A 17045-nucleotide genomic window follows, 5' to 3' on the forward strand; every position below is an offset into this window, starting at 1 on the left:
GCCGCTCCGCACAAGGGGGCGAAGCGGGGCGTTCCCGCGTGGTCATGCCGCGCGGCCCGGCGTTTCCAGGGACTTTGCCGGGCGTTCTCCCACGGCGAAAATCCTGTTGCACCGGGGATCGGGCATCACCCACGATGCTCGCGTGAACATGGCAAGCCGGGCCGCGCGGGGCGCGGTCACGACGTGGACGGGGGTCGCGTCGTGAGCGCGCGTCTGCGCGGTATCGCGCGGGAGACCGAGCAGATCGTCGAGGCCGGGGCCTATCGCGCACCGGACGGACGTGAGGTCTCGATCGCGGCGGAGCTGCGGGCGGCCCGCGCGGGAACGCGCCTGTACGGGCCGGAACCGGTGCCGGTACCCGCCGATCGGGTGACGGGCGGGCGGACGCCCCGGATCGAGGTCACGGGCGAGAGCAGCCTGGAGGCGGCCCGCCGGCTGGGCGGCCGCGTGGCCGTGCTGAACTTCGCCTCCGCACGGAACCCCGGCGGCGGCTACCTGAACGGCGCCCAGGCCCAGGAGGAGGCCCTGTGCCGGGCCTCCGCGCTGTACGCCTGCCTCGCAGGCGTCCGGGCCTTCTACGACCATCACCGGGCCCACCGCGACCCGTTCTACACGGACCGTGTCATCCACTCACCGGCCGTGCCCGTCTTCCGCGACGACCGGGGCGGCCTGCTGACCGAGCCGTACACCGCGGGTTTCCTGACCTCGCCCGCGCCCAACGCGGGGGTGGTGCTCCGCACGGCGCCCGAACGAACCCACGAGCTGCCGCGGGTGCTCGCGGTCAGGGCCGAACGCGTCCTGGAGACGGCCGCCGCCCACGGCTATACCGGCCTCGTCCTCGGCGCCTGGGGCTGCGGGGTGTTCCGCAACGACCCCGCCCAGGTGGCGCGGGCGTTTCGGACGCTGCTCGGGCCCGGCGGCCGGTTCTCGGAGACCTTCGAGCACGTGGTGTTCGCGATCCTGGACCGCACACGGGACCGTGCGGTGCTGCGCGCCTTCGAGGAGGCGTTCAGCTCCAGCCGTAGCGCTCCTGCAAGCGGCGTCTGACCAGGTTGAAGCGCATGCGGTCCAGGGCGCAGGCCTCCCGGCGCATGCCGTCCTCGTGGAGGCGCAGCACCCGGTCGACGTCGACCCACGAGTCCCGGCCCGTGCGGTCCCACGGCCCGCTGCCGATCGGCACCCACTCGGCGTCGCCGTCGTGCCGCTTGCTGGACAATTGGACGGCGAGGAAAGTCCCGCCCGGCTCGCGCGCGACCACCAGCACCGGGCGGTCCTTGCCGCGGCCGTCGTTCTCCTCGTAGGGCACCCACGTCCAGACGATCTCCCCGGGATCCGGGTCGCCGTCGTGGGCGGGGGAGTACTCCGTCCGCACCCGGCCCACCTCGCGCGGGTCGGCCTGGACGGTGGCGAAGGGGCCGTGACGGCCGGGGACGTTCTCGGCAAACGTGCTCACGGGGGCACCTTAGAGGCTGCCCCCGTGAGCACGCCGCCCGGGTCACTTGTCGTCCACCGGCACCTTCTGGGCCTGCCCGTTGAGGGACGCGGAACCCTGCGGTGGCTGCCCACCGCGATCCATCGACGCGAGCAACTGGCGGGCGAGGCCCAGCCCCGTACCGCCCATGGTCAGCGCCTTGGCGAACAGGTCGACCATGCCGTCGGCGCCGTTGAGCAGCACCATGTTGTCGACGTTGCCGAACGCGGACGCGCCGGCCTGCACGATCTCCGGCCAGTTCTCGGCGAGTTGCTGGGCGACGACGGCCTCCTGGTTCTCCGCCAGGGCGGCGGCCCGGGCCTTGATGGCCTCCGCCTGCGCGAGACCCTTCGCCCGGGCCGCCTCGGCCTCGGCCAGGCCCCTGGCCCGCGCGGCCGCCGCCTCCGCCTCACCGGTGGCCCGCGTCGCCTGTGCGGCCGCCTCACCCCGCGCCTTGGTCGCCTCGGCGTCGGCGCCCGCGGCCGTCTTGACCCGGGTCGCCTCGGCCGCCGCCGCGAGCTCCGTCTCCTTCGCCTGCGCCTGGGCCGACGAGATGCGCGCGTCGCGGTCGGCCTCGGCCAGGGTGCGCGTCTCGTAGGCCGCCGCGTCGGCGGGCTTGCGGACGTCCGCCTGGAGTTGCTGCTCACGCCGGTGCGCCTCGAGCTCCGCCACCCGCGTCTCCTGGACGACGACCTCCTGCCGGGCGCCGGCCTCGGCGAGCGGACCGGCCTGCCGGGCCTTGGCGGCCGCCTTGTCGCGCTCGGCCTGGTAGCCGGCCTGGAGGATCTCGCTGTCCCGGGTGGCCTCCGCCATCCGGGCGAACGACTGCTGCTCGGCCTCGGTGGCCAGCCGGTTCGCCTCGGCCTGCGCGATACGTGCGTCGCGCTGCACGGCCGCCGCGTGCGGCATGGCGAGGTTCTGGATGTAACCGGTCGGATCCTCGATCTCGTGGATCTGCAGCGAGTCCACGATCAGACCCAGCTTCTCCATCTCGGTGCCGCACGCGGCCCGTGTCTGCCCGGTGAGCTTCTCCCGGTCGCGGATCATGTCCTCCACCGTCAACCCGCCCACGATGGACCGCAGATGACCCGCGAAGACGTTGTGCACCCGCTCCGACATCAGCTTCTGCTGGTCGAGGAACCGGCGGGCCGCGTTCGCGATCGACACGAAGTCGTCGCCCACCTTGAAAATGACCACGCCCCGCACCTTCAGCGGGATGCCCTGGTGGGTCACGCAGTCCACCTGGAGTTCCGTCTCGTTGAGATCGAGCGAGAGCTTGCGCACCGCCTGCACCCCGGGCATCACGAGCGTGCCGCGTCCGGTGACGATACGGAACCCCATGCCCTCCCCGAGGCCCTCGGTGCGGTGCTTGGAGCCGGAGATGATCAGTGCCTCGTTGGGTTCCGCGACGCGCCACATGAGCTTGAACAGACCGGTCAGCACGAGGACGGCGGCGACCGCCACCCCCGCAACGACGCCGACGACCATCGGCATTCGCCCCCTTTGGATGGTGCCCTCACGGCACCGAACGAAGGGGAGTGTGCTCCTCGGCGGAGCGCGGGTACAGCCACCGGCGCATCCTTGGCACAAGCTTGACGCGTACGGCCCCCACCTGCGTCGCAGCGGGCTCAACTGTCGTACGCCGCCTGGACGTAGACGGTCCTCGGGGGCAGGTACTCGACCACCGTCACGACCGTGCCCGTCTCGATGCGGTCGCCTGCGGAGGCCGGGTGGGCGAGGAAGTGCTCGGCACCGCCGCGCACCCGGACGATCACCTCGCCGACCAGCCCGGGCCCGACCGTTCCGGTGACCCGCCCCATGAGCCCGACCATCGACGCGTCCGCCATGACATCAGCGTACGGTCGCTCAGGCGGCGGCGGAACGTGCCGTGACCGGCGGCACCGGCCACTTCTCGGCCCAGCGCAGCTCCGCCTCCAACTGCGCGGCCACCTGCACGAGGAGCGGCTCGCTGTTCGCCGGGCCCAGCAGCTGCGCACCGACCGGCAGTCCGTCCGGTGTGAATCCGGCGGGCACGTTGACGCCGGGCCAGCCCAGCACGTTCCAAGGCCAGGCGTACGGACACGCGGCGATCATCGCCCGGTCGGTGGCGAACCCGCTGAGCTCCAGCAGGGCCCCGATCCGCGGCGGGGGAGCGGCGGTCGTCGGCGCGAGGACGACGTCGTACGAGGTGAAGAAGCCGCCGATACGCCGGTGCAGCACGCTTTCCGCGCGCCGGGCCGCCCGCAGCGGGGCCCCGCCGAGCAGCCGTCCCAGCCGGGCCGCGCCCCGGGTGCGCCGGTCCAGCAGCGCCGGGAAGGGCGCCTCGCCGACCCGCTCGGCGATCCCGGCCGTGGCGCGCGGCACGAAGGTCAGTCCTATCTGCCCGTACGGCGGGTCCGCCTCCTCGACGAAGTGCCCCAACGCGCTGAGCCGCTCCGCCAGTTCGACCACCCGGGTGCGCACCTCGGGCAGGAGCCGGGCGGGCACCGCCGTGAAGGGCGGCTTGAGGGAGAGCGCGATACGCAGCCGCCCGGGGTCGCGGCCGACGGCCCCGGACACGTCGAGGGCCGGAGGCCGGTGAGGGTCCTGAGCGTGGTTGCCGCTGGCCGCGTCCAGCAGCAGGGCCGCGTCGGCCACCGTGCGGGCCAGGGTGCCGTTGACGGTGATGCCCTGGAAGGACTCGCCGCGCGGCCAGGTCGAGACACGGCCGCGCTGCGGCTTGATGCCGACCAGATGGGTCCAGGCGGCCGGGATCCGCACCGAGCCGGCGCCGTCCGAGCCGAGCGCGGCGGGCACCAGGCCGGCGGCGACCGCGGCGGCCGACCCGCCCGAGGAACCTCCGGGCGTGTGCTCCGCGCTCCACGGGTTGCGGGTCGCGCCGAAGGCGGGCCCCTCGGTGAAGGGCCACTGCCCGAACTCGCAGGTGTTGGTCTTGCCGACGATCACGGCTCCGGCCGCGCGCAGCCGCCGCACCGCCTCGCCGTCCTCGGTGACCGGCGGGAACTCCCCGCAGCAGCCGAACGCGGTCGGCTCACCGGCCACGTCCATGTCGTCCTTCACGGCGACCGGCACACCGAGCAGCGGCTTGCGCCCGCCGCGGGAGGCCAGTTCGCGGTCTGCGGCGTCGGCCTCCGCGAGCGCGGCCTCGGCCCGGACGATCCGGAAGGCGTTCAGGCCCCCCTGCGTCGCCTCGATCCGCGCCAGCGTCCGCTCGACCAGCGCCCGTGAGGTCACCTCCCCGGCGGCCAGCGCACGGGCGGTCTCCGTCAGGCCTTCGCAACGGTCGAGCGTCATGGGCACCTCCGGAAGCGGCTTCTCTACCGAACGGTAACGTCCGGCGGCCGATGGCGGAATGCCGACGACGGCAGTGGAGGTACACCCACCGACCGCTCCTTCCTCACTGGGCGTATGAGCCCCGGTTCAAACCATCGACCGCCCTCCGCCTCGCCCCTGGCTTCTGAGCCCTCGGCTGACCGATTCTCCGGCTTTAGTTCGATATATCGAACGACTACTGCTCCGCGACCCTCGCCCGCCGTCAACCATGGAAGCCGTTCGGCGGGACCCTCCAAGTCCATCCAGCCGAGGGGGAAACCGCAACGAGCACTGGTCACCGTCCGTGAACGCGCGCTGACGGTGTCCCTCACGTGCGAGACGTCCTCAGACGAGCCGCCGAAGCCGAACGGCCGCAGTGCTCATGGTCAGGATGGGGCAGGCCGGCTTCCCTCGACGACACCTGGCTGCGGAGCGAGCCCGCGGCCCGGCCCTGCCGACGGATCGGCGGGCCGGACCGGAGGAGCCGGATCAGTCGACCCAGATGTAGAGCGCGAACTTGCCGCCGCCAACCGGAGTGCAGTAGGCGGGGCCGGCGTAGGACGCCGCCCGCGAGTAGCACGTCGACTCCCGTTACACGCCCTCCCTCACCCAGCTGCCCGCAGCCGCGTCGGTCGACGTCGTGCCGACCTGGGAGGGCTCGGGGGTCGTCTGTGCAGTGGCGACACCACCCAGCAGCACGGTGGCCCCCAGAGCCATGCCGGTGATCAGCAGACGTGTGCGCATGTGTGTTCTCCCTTTTGTGTTTGCGTGGACGCATGGGGGAGGTCTACGCGGTCCGACAGCCCCGGCCACATGAACGGCTCCGGGGCTGTCGGGCTCCCCCGCGCTTGCATCACCAGCTTCGGGCGGCGGGTCGCGAAGGTCGACTCGTTTCGGGCTGGCCCGAAACGACCTTCGACGGCCAGGCTTCCCGGGTGACCCTGCGGATCCACTTCACGGCTGAGGACCTGGCCCGCACCCACCTGGCGTCGGGGGTGCGACCGTTGCTCGAACTGGACATAGGTATCCGTCTGCTGCAGGAGCAGAGTCACCCGGTGCGGTTCGACGCCTGGCGGCGGCGGACCGCACCGCGTCTGCCGCCGCGGCTGGCGCCACTGTTCGACTTCATCCCCGCGCTCGGTCCGTCGGCGCACTTCCTGGACCTGAGCCGTCCCGAGGGCCCGGACGACTTCGTGGAAAGGCTTCGCTCGACGCCGGCGCGCCATGTTGCGGAAGACTTGGAGCGGTGGTCGGCACATCTCAGGCGCGTGCCCCCTGCAGCACGTCAGCTGAGGCAGGACGGCTCGCTCGTACCCCACTTGGCCGAGGCGGTGCACACGGCGCACAAGCTGCTCGTCGCGCCGTACTGGCCTCGCATCGAGCAGCTCGCCGGCGCGGACCGGGCGCTGCGCCTGCGGCAGTTGGCCGAGCACGGCGTCGAGCGCCTGTTGAGCGAGCTGAACCCGCGCTACATCACCTGGGCATCGCCGGTACTGCATCTGACGACGGCCTCCGCCCGCGACGGTGACATCCACCTCGCGGGGCGCGGACTGCTCCTCGTTCCGACCGTGTTCGGCGCCCACTACCCGGCCTACGACCATCCGGACGACGGACAGCCCTGGATCACCTTCCCTGTCAAGGACAGTGCGAACGCCACGACAACCCCCGTCGCCACCGCCCACATGCTGAGCGAGGCCCCATCGTCCCTGCGCGCGTTGCTCGGCCGTACCCGCGCAACAGTCCTGTGGGCGATAGCCGAGCACACCGGATGTACGACCACCCAACTGGCGACACACGCCGGCATCTCACCCGCCAGTGCCAGCGAACACGCGAGTGTGCTGCGCAAAGCCGGACTCACCGTCCTTGCCCGAAACGGAAAGACCGCCCGCCACGCCATCAGCCCCTCTGGCCGTACTCTCTTGAACTCCGCCGGCATATGAAGCCCCTCGGATAGAGCAGGCACAGAGTGCCCTGACGAACGGTCGTGTGGGCAACCCGCCGCCGGAGCCGCGCGTGAGGGCGTCGATCCGAGCAGCGATTTCCGTCCGCGGTTCATCGTGGCGGTGTTCAAGGCATTCGGCCGCGTCGTCAGCTGGGACTGGTACCTGTGCGCGGAAAGGGATCTGGAGGCCTGTCCGTGGCGTTCGAGTCCGCTCTGGACTCGCTGCGGCCGGAGTTGTTCGGTAACTGGGACCGCACGGGAGCCTGACGGTCCGCCAGGCTCCCGGCATCACACCACCGGGCGTGTTCAATCGGCGGCGCCCGGACTCACTGCCAGCCTCCACAGCGAGGTCACTTCCGCCTTCCGCCAGGAGTGCAGTGGATCGGTGTGATCATGAGCGCGGGGGTGCAGCGGCCGGGCGTCCAGTCGCCCCGCCACCGTGTTCTCCTGCGCGCAGGCGAGCGCACGCGCGTCGAGGTCTGTGGCCACCACTGACCGTACGCCCCGCCGAGCCAGGACGGCGGCGAGCACCCCCGTGCCGGTACCGATGTCGAACGCCGTTCCCTGCGACGGCAGCGGTGCCTCGGACACCAGGTCGACGTACTCGCCCCGCACCGGGGAGAACACACCGTAGTGCGGCGTGATCGACTCGCCGAGCGCCGGCATGTGGACACGCTTGTTGCGCCATTCGCCGGCCCCGAGGACTCCTTGAAGCTCGCGCAGCGACACGACATACGGTTCGTGGCACTGCCCGTACACCTGCTCGCAAGCCAGTCGCACGTCCGGGGCCCGGCGCAAGGGGATCACATGCCCCGCCTCAACCGGCAGGAGCAGCATTAGGATTCGCGCACGTCTCGACCGCGCCTGACGGTACAAATGGAAGCTCTGCTCCGGTGACGCCCCCGGCTTCGGCGGCTTACGGTCGGTGCGGCGCGCCATCGCCGCCAGCAACTGACGGGCGTTGTGGAAGTCACCGTGCCATAACAGCGAGGTTCCCTCACACGCCAGGCGGAAGGCAGTGTCGGCGTTCATCCGGTCATCGGCCACCAGTACCTGTTTCGGTGGCGATGCGCCGCTCTCCGACCGCCACAGGGCGCAGCGCTCCTCTCCCGAACTGTCCGACCAGCAGATGGTCTGTTCCTTGCTCACCTCTTGATCATCCCCCGGCCACTGTCGGCTTTCGACGGGCCATGGCACTCACCAGCCCACGTCTGTGGCGGCCGTCCTCCGTGGTCTCCCCGCGGACCGGCCGGCCGCGGCGTCCGCTCAGGTGCCGCACTCTCCCGGTTCGGCCCTACCCGGTGGGGGCCGGGCACGGGGGAGCCGGGCCCCACGGTCGCCGTGGAGCCCGGCCGGAAGGGGAGTCAGCGGGTGAAGGTGACCCGGTGCTCCTTCAGAGAGCCGCAGTTGGAGCCGTACACCTGCACGTACGTGTTGGCGATGCCGCCGCCCCAGTCCACGCAGTGGCCCTTGCCGTGGACGTACGTCGGTCCGGCGTACGACGTGAACAGCCCCTCGTCGTAGTGGCTTTCCTCGGTGTCCGGGACGGAGACCCAGGCCGACATGCTCACGGCCTTGCCCGGGTTGTTGCGGATGGTCGTGACGCAGTTCTGGCCGTTGGAGGCGTTGTAGGTCAGGTAGACGGTCCCCAACGAGCCGACGGTCGCCGAGTTGACCGTCTTGTAGCCGCTGCCGCAGACCTTCTGCGGGGTGGTGTTGGGCGCGGCCGATGCCGGCGACGCCAGGGCGGTCATGGTTCCCACGGACAGCGCCGCCACGGCGGACGCGGCCAGAACGGAACGGGTGAATCGCATATTTCCCCCATGCAACTCTTCGAGGTGGTTGCTCCTGCATGGTGTGACCCACCGGGTGCCCAAAGGGTTGTGCGTCAGTTGCCGGAGAAATCAGGGGAGTTGAGGGTGCGGAGCGGCGTCTGCCGCGTCCGGGGGGTCGTGGGCGGCCGAGCGTTCCCATCCGCCGGTCGTTCTACTCGTGAGTCGGTCATGGCACACGCGAGATCCAGAGGATCTGTGCAGGGGTGTCACACAGGCTGCACACCGCCCTTTCAAAGTCTCGTTAGCGTTACGGCTCGATCCCACGTGCGAACGTGACCAGGCCGCGGCCGGCGAGCCGCCGGAACAGCCAGATCGGGAACACCACACATGGACTACTGCTCGTCGTGCCGTCGGCACCTCAACGGCGCCCTGGTCTGTCCGGGCTGCGGCGCCTACGCCCCGGACATCGACCCCGCCGTCATCGCAGGCCGTGGCGGCCCGGCCCTCGCGCCGGCCACCGCCCCGGGCGGACCGGCCACGTGGGAGTACCCGGCCGCCCCCGGCACCTGGCACGACGGCACCGTGCGGGACGAGACCCCCGCGCCCCCGCGCGAGAACCCCGGCTCCGGTTCGACCGACGAGTACGACGCCCCGGACACCGACCCGGCCGAGGGCTTCGAAGCCCGGCCCCAGGGGCGCGCTGCCCGGCGACGCCAGATGGCCCGCTGGAAGAAGAACCAGCGCCGGGCCGTGGTCGCGACGGCGGTCGCACTCGTCGGGGGCGGCCTGACCGTCGCCGCGATGAACGGGAACGCCAAACCCGGCGTCCAGGCGGCCGCGACGCCGGGTGACACCCCCATGGGTGGTGCCCTGGAGGAGGCGCCGACGCTCACCGAACCGACGTCGAGCGAGACCGACACCCCCGCCTCCACCCCGACCACGCCGTCGCACACCGACCGCGCCTCGCGCCACCAGCAGTCCCGTGCCGCGGACCCCCGCACCACACCCACGGACCCGCGGACGGACGCCGCCGCCACGCCCCGGGAACTGCCGCTGACGACCCCGTCCCGGCGCAAGAGCGTCACGGACGGCGTCGCATCGGCCACGGACGACGCCGGTTCGTCCGCGTCGAAGACCACCGAATCGACGACACCCCCGGCCGCGGCCTCCGGCTCGGACGCACAGCAACCGGAGTCCGCCTCCACACCCCCGCCCGCGGCGACCACACCACCCGAGTCGTCTTCCTCCGACTCGAAGTCGAAGGAACTCTGCCTGCTCGTCATCTGCCTGGGCTGACGGCATGCGGCCGCCGAGAACCGGCGGCCGCGCGCCCGCCCTGCCGGACCGATCCGCGAGGCCCCCCAAGACCGTCCCCGAGCACGTCGCGTGATCCCCGGAAACCGCTCGCGGGAGGCGGCCCCGCCGCCTCCGCGGCAAGCGGAAGCCGACCGTACAATCCTCGCGACCAAATCGGGGGCGACATCAGCGGGGGAGTCCGCGTGGAAACCATCATCGTGCAGTTGCCCGGCACCGCCCGGTGGGGCGGGGACGAGACGGGCAGTCCCGAACTGATCCATCTGGGGCCGGGGGACATCGCGGACTTCGGACGGGGCGGGGCGGGGGTCCGCATCGTCCTGGCCGACCCCGGGATCTCCCGGCGCGCCGGGCAACTGGAGGCCGCCGGGGACTACTGGCGGCTGTCCAACTTCAGCCGCAGCGTGTCGTACGTGGTGGAGAACCTGGAGGGCGCCGGCGAGTACCTCACCGTCGCGCCCGGGCGGCTCGGGGCGCCCGTGCCGTTCGAGTTCTCCCGCGTGGTGCTGCCCGCCCTGTCCGGCACCGCCATGTTCAAGGTGTTCGCACCCCAGCACGCCTACCTGGGAGAGCAGTCCGTGCCCGGCGGCGGCGAACAGACCGTCCATCCCTTCGCCCTGGACACGACGTCGAAGTACTTCCTCGTCCTGGTGGCCCTGTGCGAACCGCGGCTGCGTGACCCCTCCGACGCCGCGCTGCCCGGCGTCGGGCAGATCGTGGAGCGGCTGCGGCCGCTGGAGTCCTGCCGGGACCTGACCCGCTCCGCGGTCAACTACCACATCGACTACCTCGCCTTCGCCAAACTCCGCCTGGACCTCGGGGAAGAGGCCACGGCCGCGGCCGAAGGCGGCCGCACCGGCGCCAAGCGCACCCGGCTCGCCTCCGTCGCCCTGCGCTTCGGCCTGGTCCGCGAGGAGCACCTCGCGCTGCTGCCGCCGCGCGGCGCCGGCTGCCTCGGTGCCCCGCAGGAGGCCGGCGCATGACCACACCGGAGGAACAGGACGACGAACTGCAGGTACCCCGCCCGCCCGGCCTCCCCGAGGGCTTCCGCATCGCGGACTGGGAGCTGGGCACGGTCATCGGCTCCGGCGGCTGGGGCACCGTGTACGAGGCCCGAACGGTCGCCGACGGCACGCCCGTCGCCGTGAAGGTGCTCCCGACGGGCACCCTCGGGCCCGGCCAGCGCGCGGCCCTCGGCGAGCTCGTCGCCCGCGAGGTGCGGTTCAGCTCCGGGGCCGACCACCCCCACCTCGTCCGCACCCATGCCGTGTGCACCGTCGAGGCACCTGAACTGCCCGCCTTGGACGGCGCCGTCGCGCTGGTCATGGACCGGGCCGAGGCCAGCCTCAAGGACGTGCTGGACGCCGCCGGGACGGGCGGGCCGATCGCGGACGCCGACCGCGTCCTGCGCGGGGTCGCCGCCGGACTCGCCCACATGCACGACGCGGGCTGGGTGCACGGCGACCTCAAACCCGCCAACGTCCTGCTGGGGCCGGGCGGCCGGGTGCGGCTGGCCGACTTCGGCCTGGCCGCCGAACTCGACGGCACCCACGCCCACTTGCCGCCGCTCGGCACCCTCGACCACCTGCCGCCCGAGTGGTGGTCCCAGCGCACCGGCACCCAGGGCGCCGTCGTCCGGCCCACCGCCGACATCTGGGCCTTCGGCGTCCTCGCCCACCAGGTCCTCACCGGCGGGCTCCACCCGTTCCCCGGCGCGACGGCCCGGGCCCGCTCGCTCGCGGCGCAGACCTACGCGCGCGGTGCCGCGCCCCTGCGGCTCGACGCCGGCCTCGACGAGGACATGCGGCGGCTCATCGCCGACTGCCTCGCCCCACATCACGCCGCCCGACTCCCGCTCACGGCCGACACCGTCTCCGCCCGGGTCGAGGGCGCCACCGGCGGCCCGCCCCGGCGCCGAAGACGCCTGGTGCCCGCCGTGGCCGCCGGACTTGCCGTCCTGGCCGCCGCCGCGGTCGCCGGGGCGGCCGCCCTCGGCGGAGGTGTCGGCACCCGGGACGACGACCGGGACCGCGACACCCCCACTGCCACCGCCACCGGCACGGCCCGCCCGCCGGCCGGTGAGATCCCCGAGAAATCCGACGTGCCCGAGGCGCTGCGACCCGTCATCGCCCGCGCGGCCCACCGCTGCACCGACGAGGAGATCACGCCCGCCCTGCTCGCCGCGATGATCAAGGCGGAGAGCAACTTCGACGCACAGGCCTCCCGCCCGCAGAGCGAGGAGTACGGCATTGCCATGTGGACGCCGTCGGTGTTCCGCGCCTGGGCGGTGGACGGGGACGGCGACGGCGACAAGGACCACATGTCGCCCCCGGACGCGATCTCCACCATGAGCCTGTACCTGTGCTGGCTCGACCAGCGCTTCAAGCAGGCGGGCCTGCCGAAGAAGGACCTTCCCGCGCTGGTCGCGGCCGGCTACCGCACCAGTGACCGGACGGTCATCGAGGAGCGCGGCGTACCGGAGCGGGTGCGGCCGCACGTGGACAGGGTGCTGCGCTACCTCGCCGACTACCAGGGCGAGGACGCGTGAACGCGAGCGGTGGGCAGGGCCGCAGCCCCGCCCACCGCTCGTCCCCCGTTCCCGTCACGGCTGCGGCGAGCCGCACTCCGGGACGTCCGGCAGCCGGTTGTCCGGCGAGCTGATGTAGATGTTGGAGATGTAGCCCCCGTACTGGGGCAGATAGGCCCACCACTCGTTGGTGTAGGGCGGCACACTGACCTCCTCGCCACGGGTCTGGCAGCCCACCAGCACCTCGACACCGGCGGGGAGTCGGGTGATCCGGTCGCCGCCCGTGGCCGGGCCCTTGCGGACGTTCACGAACTCGCCCCACGTGCCGAACCAGCTCCCGGCGGGCCGTACGCCGCCCGGCACGTTCAACGAACGGGTCAGCCGGCCGATATCGGTGTACGCCTTGCCGTAGGACGTGCCGTCCTGATGCAGGGTCAGCACGGCGACGATCGTCCGGTCGTCCGCGCCCACCGTGCCGGTGGTGTGCAGGGCGGGCCGGGTGAGGTCCACGGCCGCTGTGGCACGGGGAGCCGGAGCGGCGGGCTCCGCCCGCTTTTCCGAGGCCGTGGCGCCGGGGCCGCACGTGCCCTTCGCGTACGCCCCCGACCAGCCCTGCTTCACCGCCCAGGGCCGGTCGAACGACCCCGCGATGCCGAAGTGCTGGTCGAAGTGGTCGGTGGAGGAACAGCGGGTGGAGCGGCGCAGGTTGTCCATGATGAAGTCACGCACCGGCGCGGGAGCCTTCTCCAGGACGTACCGGTAGACCGCCACCGTGTCCCGGGCGGAGAGGGCGGTGTACCCCCAGAAGCCCTCGTACCCGCGGGGCGGCGGCGCGGTGTCGCGCAGACCGAGCGCGGGCCGGGCGGTCATCCGGTCGATGATCGCCGGACCGCCGTACGCCGACCAGTAGTGGTCGGCCGCGTTGTCGTCGCTGCTGCGCAGCATCGGCTCCAGCCGGGCGCGATCGGCCGCGGGGACGGTGTAGTCGGGCCCGCGGTCCCACAGGAAGTCCAGGACCAGCAGGAGCTTGACGACCGATGCGGACCTGAACTGCGCGCTGTCGTTGACCTGTTCGGTGAACGTCCCGGCCCGGCGGTCGAAGACGGCCACACCGGCGGTGACACCGGGCGGGATCCGGGCGGCCCCGGAGACCTGGACGGCGCCGGCGGCCCTGGCGTCCTGTCCGGTCCGGGGGTGTGCCGCCGCACCGCTCGTGAGGGACGCGACCGTGACGAAGGCCGCTAGCGCGGCGGCGCCGCGCAGGAGCATGCGCATGGTTGCCCTTTCTGGCTCACCCGGGTGTCCGGCGGGACCTCGGCCCGTGTCGCCACCATAGGGGCGAGGGCGGGGAGGGCGGCCCTGACGAATGTCAGGACTCCGCGGAGCGGGAGCCGACGACGGGGGAGCCGGAGCGCGACTGGAACCGGAGCGGGAGCAGCGGGAGCGGACGGGGGAGCCGGAGCGCGACCGGAGCCTGGGCGGGAGCGGCCCGCGGTCTCCACCCTGATAAGTGTCAGGTGCCGGTGGTGCGGTGCTGCGCCGTACGGTCACGACCAGCGAGCGACGGCCGGCCGGGGGCCGGTCGTCGCGCACGACCGCTTCACCCGCCGACACAGGAAAAGAGGGCTCATGAGCCGCCGATCACTCAGGACACTGCTGGCCGCGGGGGGCGCCGCCGCGGTGATGGCGCTCCTTCCGGTTTCCGCCCAGGCCCAGCCGTTCTCGGGCGGCAACTACGGCCTCTACGGCATGGAGGGGCAGTACCCCACCACCTCGTTCTGCGCGGGCACGTTCCGCCAGATCGGGGCCACCAAGTACGCCGAGGGCATGGCCCTGAAGTACTTCTACTCCGACAAGTGCGGTTCGTTCGCCCGGATCGAGAACTCCCGGCCCGGCTGCGCGGCCGTCCTGCAGCGTTCCGACAACGGCACGGGCCGCAACGACGGCTGGGTCTCCGAGACCGTCGACTCCGGCATCAACTACGCCTACACGCAGATCGGCAACAACCTCAACGGCCGGGTCTCGCGCGCCCTGCTGGCCTGCGACGGCCACGACCTGGTGAACACCGGCTGGTACTGAGGAGGCAGGGGTACTTCCTCGGTGACCGCGTCAACATCGGCAGCCGGCCGGTGGACTTCGGGCCCGATGGGCTACTGCTGACCCCGCACACACCCGCGGCGGGCCACCGTGACACCGGTGGTCCGCCGCGGGCATGTGGGGGAGGGGACGTCAGCAGTCCGGAACCCCGGCGATCTTCTCGCCGCCCCGGATGTACAGGTTGTTCACCCAGGCGATGTCGCTGCCCGAGAACTCCATGACGGCGGTCCACCAGTTGTTGGTGCCGACGGCCGGGTCGTGCACGGTCTGGCCCTGCTTCTGGCACAGTGCGTCCGCCCACCACTGCGAACGGACCGCGAGCCGTGGGGAGTCGGTGGTCGGCTGCTGGCGCAGGTTGACGTCGGTGGCCCAGATGTAGACGTCGGTGAGCGCCGGGTCGCCGCCGTTGGCGGTGGCCGGGGCCGCCTGGGCCGTGGTGGCGAGGCCCCCGACGGCGAGCGCGGCCACGGCGAGGCCCATGGCGGTACGGCTGATCAGTCGTTTCATGTGTCTGTCCCCCGAAGGACGAAAGGCGAGGATGGTGTGGCCGGAACCGGTCTCGTCCCGGTTCGGCGGTGCGCCGGGACCGTCCGGGAACCGGCTGCCCGACGTGCAGAAGCGTAGGGAGAGCGTGGACCGTACGGTCCTGACAACTGTCAGGAGCGGCCGGGCCGGCAGAGCCGGGCGAAAGGGGTCGGCCGATTCGAACACGGCCGAAAACAGCTCGACTGCCCCGACCGCGCCCGCCTACGATCCACCGCGCGGCATCGCGTGCCGGTCACCGGCCGGGTGAGGCATGGAGGCGCCGCGAAGATGCCCGTGGAGGCATTCAACCGTGTCAGTGGAGTTCAATCACACCATCGTTCTGTCCCGGGACCGGGAGAAGTCGGCCCGGTTCCTCGCCGAGATCCTGGGGCTGGAGGTCGGGGCACCGACGGGGGTGTTCCTGCCGGTGACGACCGCCAACGGCGTCACGCTGGACTTCCTCACCATCGACGCCGACATCCCCATGCAGCACTACGCGTTTCTCGTCTCCGAGGACGAGTTCGACCAGGCGCTGGCCCGCCTGGTGAAGGCCCGGATCCCCATTCAGGCCGACCCGCACGGCAACCACCCCCGCCGGATCAACCGCAACGACGGCGGCCGGGGCGTCTACTTCCTCGACCCGGCGGGGCACGGACTGGAGATTCTGACCCGTCCCTACGGGACCGATCCGGCCTCCGAGTTGAACGGGGTCACGGAGGACGTGCCCGGGGCGGTCTGAGCCTGACCCGGCCGGCCCGGGGGCGCCGTCGCTCGCGCCCCGGGCCGACCCCGCCGTCCCGGGGGGGACGGTCAGCCGCCGTCCGGCTCCACCGCCACGGGGGCCGGTTCGGCACCGGCCCCCGTGGCGGCATCCCGTCGGGGCAGCAACAGCGGAGTGAGCAGGAGCAGGACACCGGCCAGTGCGATGGCCGTGCGGGGACCGGTCCGGGCGCCCAGGACACCCCACAGGGCGGTGACCGCCGCGGTGGTCGCCTTGCCGGTGGCCGACCAGGCGGACAGGGTGCGGGTGACCCGGCCGACCGGGGTGCGGTCGAGACGGTGGGTGGCGAGGACCGGGTTGAACACGCCGCAGCAGGTGATCAGACCGAACTCGATCAGCATGATCAGGACCAGGCCGGGCACACCGGGCCCGGTGCAGGCCAGACCGATCGGCCAGCAGGCCCGCAGCGCCCCGGCGGTGACCAGGACCCGGTGCCGGCCGTGGCGAGCGACGAGGCGCGGAGCCAGGCGCGAACCGAGCAGGCCGCCGGTGCAGGGTACCGCGAAGGCGAGCGCGTACTGCCAGGCGGCGAAGCGCAGGTCGTCCACCATCAGGACCAGCAGCAGCGGTGATGCCGCCATGATCAGGGAGTTCACCAGGAGCGTGTTGAAGAAGAGCGGACGCAGCACCGGATCGGCCAGGATGTGCCGCCAGCCCTCCAGCAGGTCGCCGGGCCGGACGACGGACGCCCGTGGTCGTACGGGCTCCTTCTCCGCGTCGCCGATCGCGCGGAGTCCGAGCGCCGAGAGCAGATGGCTCACCGCGTCGGCCACCACCGTCGACACCGGGCCGAACAGGCCGATCGCGGCTCCGCCCAGCGGCGGGCCGACCATGCCTGCGGTCCAGGCCGTCGCCTCGAACCGGCCGTTCGCCACGAGCAGGTCCTGCCGCGGCAGCAGATCCTTCAGGAACGCCCCTGCCGCCGCGTTGAAGGTGATGTCGGCCGCCGCGACGGCCACCGACACCAGCAGCAACTGGGCGAAGGTGAGCCCGCCGAGGGCGAACGCCACGGGAACGCTCAGCAGGACGACGCACCGGACCAGGTCCGTCGCCATCATCACCGGCCGTTTGCGGCGGCTCTCCACCCACGGCCCGAGGGGCACGGACACCGCCGCCCCCACCGCCGGTCCCACAGCGGCCAGCAACGACACCTGCGCCGGCCCGGCGTCCAGTGCCAGGACCGCGATCAGGGCGAACGCGTCGAACGCGAGCCATGTGCCGGCGGTGCTGACCGCGTAGGCGCCCCACAGCCACCGAAACCGCCGCCCCAGCGACCGTCTGCCCGCCATACCCGGCGCACT

At 72.5% G+C, this 17045-nt stretch carries 17 protein-coding genes; 7 read left to right on the forward strand and 10 right to left on the reverse strand.

Translation table 11 applies throughout. The features are described 5' to 3' along the window. Positions 1–201 precede the first annotated feature (201 nt). Complete coding sequence (locus tag ACIQU3_RS22250) at positions 202–1047, forward strand: TIGR02452 family protein (RefSeq protein ID WP_403927289.1); 846 nt, start codon at positions 202–204, stop codon at positions 1045–1047. On the opposite strand, the gene ACIQU3_RS22255 is transcribed toward ACIQU3_RS22250, so the two are convergent. The 5 genes from ACIQU3_RS22255 to ACIQU3_RS22275 all read right to left on the reverse strand — a co-directional run bounded on the left by ACIQU3_RS22255 (position 1010) and on the right by ACIQU3_RS22275 (position 5527). Further along, positions 1010–1453 (reverse strand): type II toxin-antitoxin system PemK/MazF family toxin, encoded by a 444-nt coding sequence (locus tag ACIQU3_RS22255; protein WP_403735768.1) that lies wholly within the window; start codon positions 1451–1453, stop codon positions 1010–1012. The genes ACIQU3_RS22250 and ACIQU3_RS22255 overlap by 38 nt on opposite strands. Before the next feature lie 42 nt (positions 1454–1495). Next, a complete protein-coding gene (locus ACIQU3_RS22260) occupies positions 1496–2965 on the reverse strand; it encodes an SPFH domain-containing protein (protein ID WP_403735765.1) in 1470 nt (489 codons plus the stop codon). Between the two features lie 134 nt (positions 2966–3099). Next, positions 3100–3318 (reverse strand): hypothetical protein, encoded by a 219-nt coding sequence (locus tag ACIQU3_RS22265; RefSeq protein WP_403735762.1) that lies wholly within the window; start codon positions 3316–3318, stop codon positions 3100–3102. A gap of 19 nt (positions 3319–3337) precedes the next feature. Then, positions 3338–4765, reverse strand: a complete 1428-nt coding sequence (locus tag ACIQU3_RS22270; RefSeq protein ID WP_403735759.1) for an amidase — start codon at positions 4763–4765, stop codon at positions 3338–3340. 609 nt (positions 4766–5374) lie between these two features. Continuing rightward, the gene (locus ACIQU3_RS22275; RefSeq protein ID WP_403927293.1) at positions 5375–5527 is read right to left on the reverse strand and encodes a hypothetical protein; all 153 of its coding nucleotides are present in this window, start codon (positions 5525–5527) and stop codon (positions 5375–5377) included. A gap of 191 nt (positions 5528–5718) precedes the next feature. Here ACIQU3_RS22275 and ACIQU3_RS22280 point away from each other — a divergent pair, with 191 nt between their 5' ends. Further along, complete coding sequence (locus ACIQU3_RS22280; RefSeq protein WP_403735753.1) at positions 5719–6723, forward strand: winged helix-turn-helix domain-containing protein; 1005 nt, start codon at positions 5719–5721, stop codon at positions 6721–6723. Between the two features lie 308 nt (positions 6724–7031). Here ACIQU3_RS22280 and ACIQU3_RS22285 read toward each other — a convergent pair whose 3' ends face one another. Beyond that, positions 7032–7874 (reverse strand): methyltransferase, encoded by an 843-nt coding sequence (locus tag ACIQU3_RS22285; RefSeq protein ID WP_403927295.1) that lies wholly within the window; start codon positions 7872–7874, stop codon positions 7032–7034. Positions 7875–8089: 215 nt separating this feature from the next. Next, positions 8090–8539, reverse strand: coding sequence for a spore-associated protein (locus ACIQU3_RS22290; RefSeq protein ID WP_366714037.1), 450 nt, complete (start codon positions 8537–8539; stop codon positions 8090–8092). A 348-nt stretch (positions 8540–8887) separates the two neighbouring features. Between ACIQU3_RS22290 and ACIQU3_RS22295 the strand changes: the two genes are divergently transcribed. The 3 genes from ACIQU3_RS22295 (at position 8888) to ACIQU3_RS22305 (ending at position 12362) form a co-directional block, all read left to right on the forward strand. Continuing rightward, complete coding sequence (locus ACIQU3_RS22295; protein WP_403927299.1) at positions 8888–9796, forward strand: hypothetical protein; 909 nt, start codon at positions 8888–8890, stop codon at positions 9794–9796. A gap of 203 nt (positions 9797–9999) precedes the next feature. Beyond that, positions 10000–10797 carry a serine/threonine protein kinase gene (locus ACIQU3_RS22300; RefSeq protein ID WP_403927302.1) on the forward strand — a complete coding sequence of 266 codons (798 nt, stop codon included), beginning with the start codon at positions 10000–10002 and terminating at the stop codon, positions 10795–10797. Further along, positions 10794–12362 (forward strand): protein kinase, encoded by a 1569-nt coding sequence (locus ACIQU3_RS22305; protein WP_403927305.1) that lies wholly within the window; start codon positions 10794–10796, stop codon positions 12360–12362. The genes ACIQU3_RS22300 and ACIQU3_RS22305 overlap by 4 nt, the downstream gene beginning before the upstream one ends. Positions 12363–12416: 54 nt before the next feature. Here the strand turns inward: ACIQU3_RS22305 and ACIQU3_RS22310 are convergent, their stop codons facing one another. Further along, on the reverse strand, positions 12417–13616 hold the full coding sequence (locus tag ACIQU3_RS22310) for a hypothetical protein (RefSeq protein WP_403927308.1): 1200 nt from the start codon (positions 13614–13616) through the stop codon (positions 12417–12419). Positions 13617–13970: 354 nt separating this feature from the next. Here ACIQU3_RS22310 and ACIQU3_RS22315 point away from each other — a divergent pair, with 354 nt between their 5' ends. Next, positions 13971–14420, forward strand: coding sequence for a hypothetical protein (locus ACIQU3_RS22315; RefSeq protein WP_403735736.1), 450 nt, complete (start codon positions 13971–13973; stop codon positions 14418–14420). Positions 14421–14570: 150 nt separating this feature from the next. Here ACIQU3_RS22315 and ACIQU3_RS22320 read toward each other — a convergent pair whose 3' ends face one another. Continuing rightward, positions 14571–14945 carry a peptidase M23 gene (locus ACIQU3_RS22320; protein WP_403735733.1) on the reverse strand — a complete coding sequence of 125 codons (375 nt, stop codon included), beginning with the start codon at positions 14943–14945 and terminating at the stop codon, positions 14571–14573. A 328-nt stretch (positions 14946–15273) separates the two neighbouring features. Here ACIQU3_RS22320 and ACIQU3_RS22325 point away from each other — a divergent pair, with 328 nt between their 5' ends. Continuing rightward, positions 15274–15702, forward strand: a complete 429-nt coding sequence (locus ACIQU3_RS22325) for a VOC family protein (RefSeq protein WP_234749718.1) — start codon at positions 15274–15276, stop codon at positions 15700–15702. A gap of 71 nt (positions 15703–15773) precedes the next feature. Here the strand turns inward: ACIQU3_RS22325 and ACIQU3_RS22330 are convergent, their stop codons facing one another. Then, positions 15774–17033 (reverse strand): MFS transporter, encoded by a 1260-nt coding sequence (locus ACIQU3_RS22330; RefSeq protein ID WP_403927310.1) that lies wholly within the window; start codon positions 17031–17033, stop codon positions 15774–15776. Positions 17034–17045 lie beyond the last annotated feature (12 nt).

The organism is Streptomyces sp. NPDC101110, assembly GCF_044759525.1.
Lineage (GTDB): Bacteria > Actinomycetota > Actinomycetes > Streptomycetales > Streptomycetaceae > Streptomyces.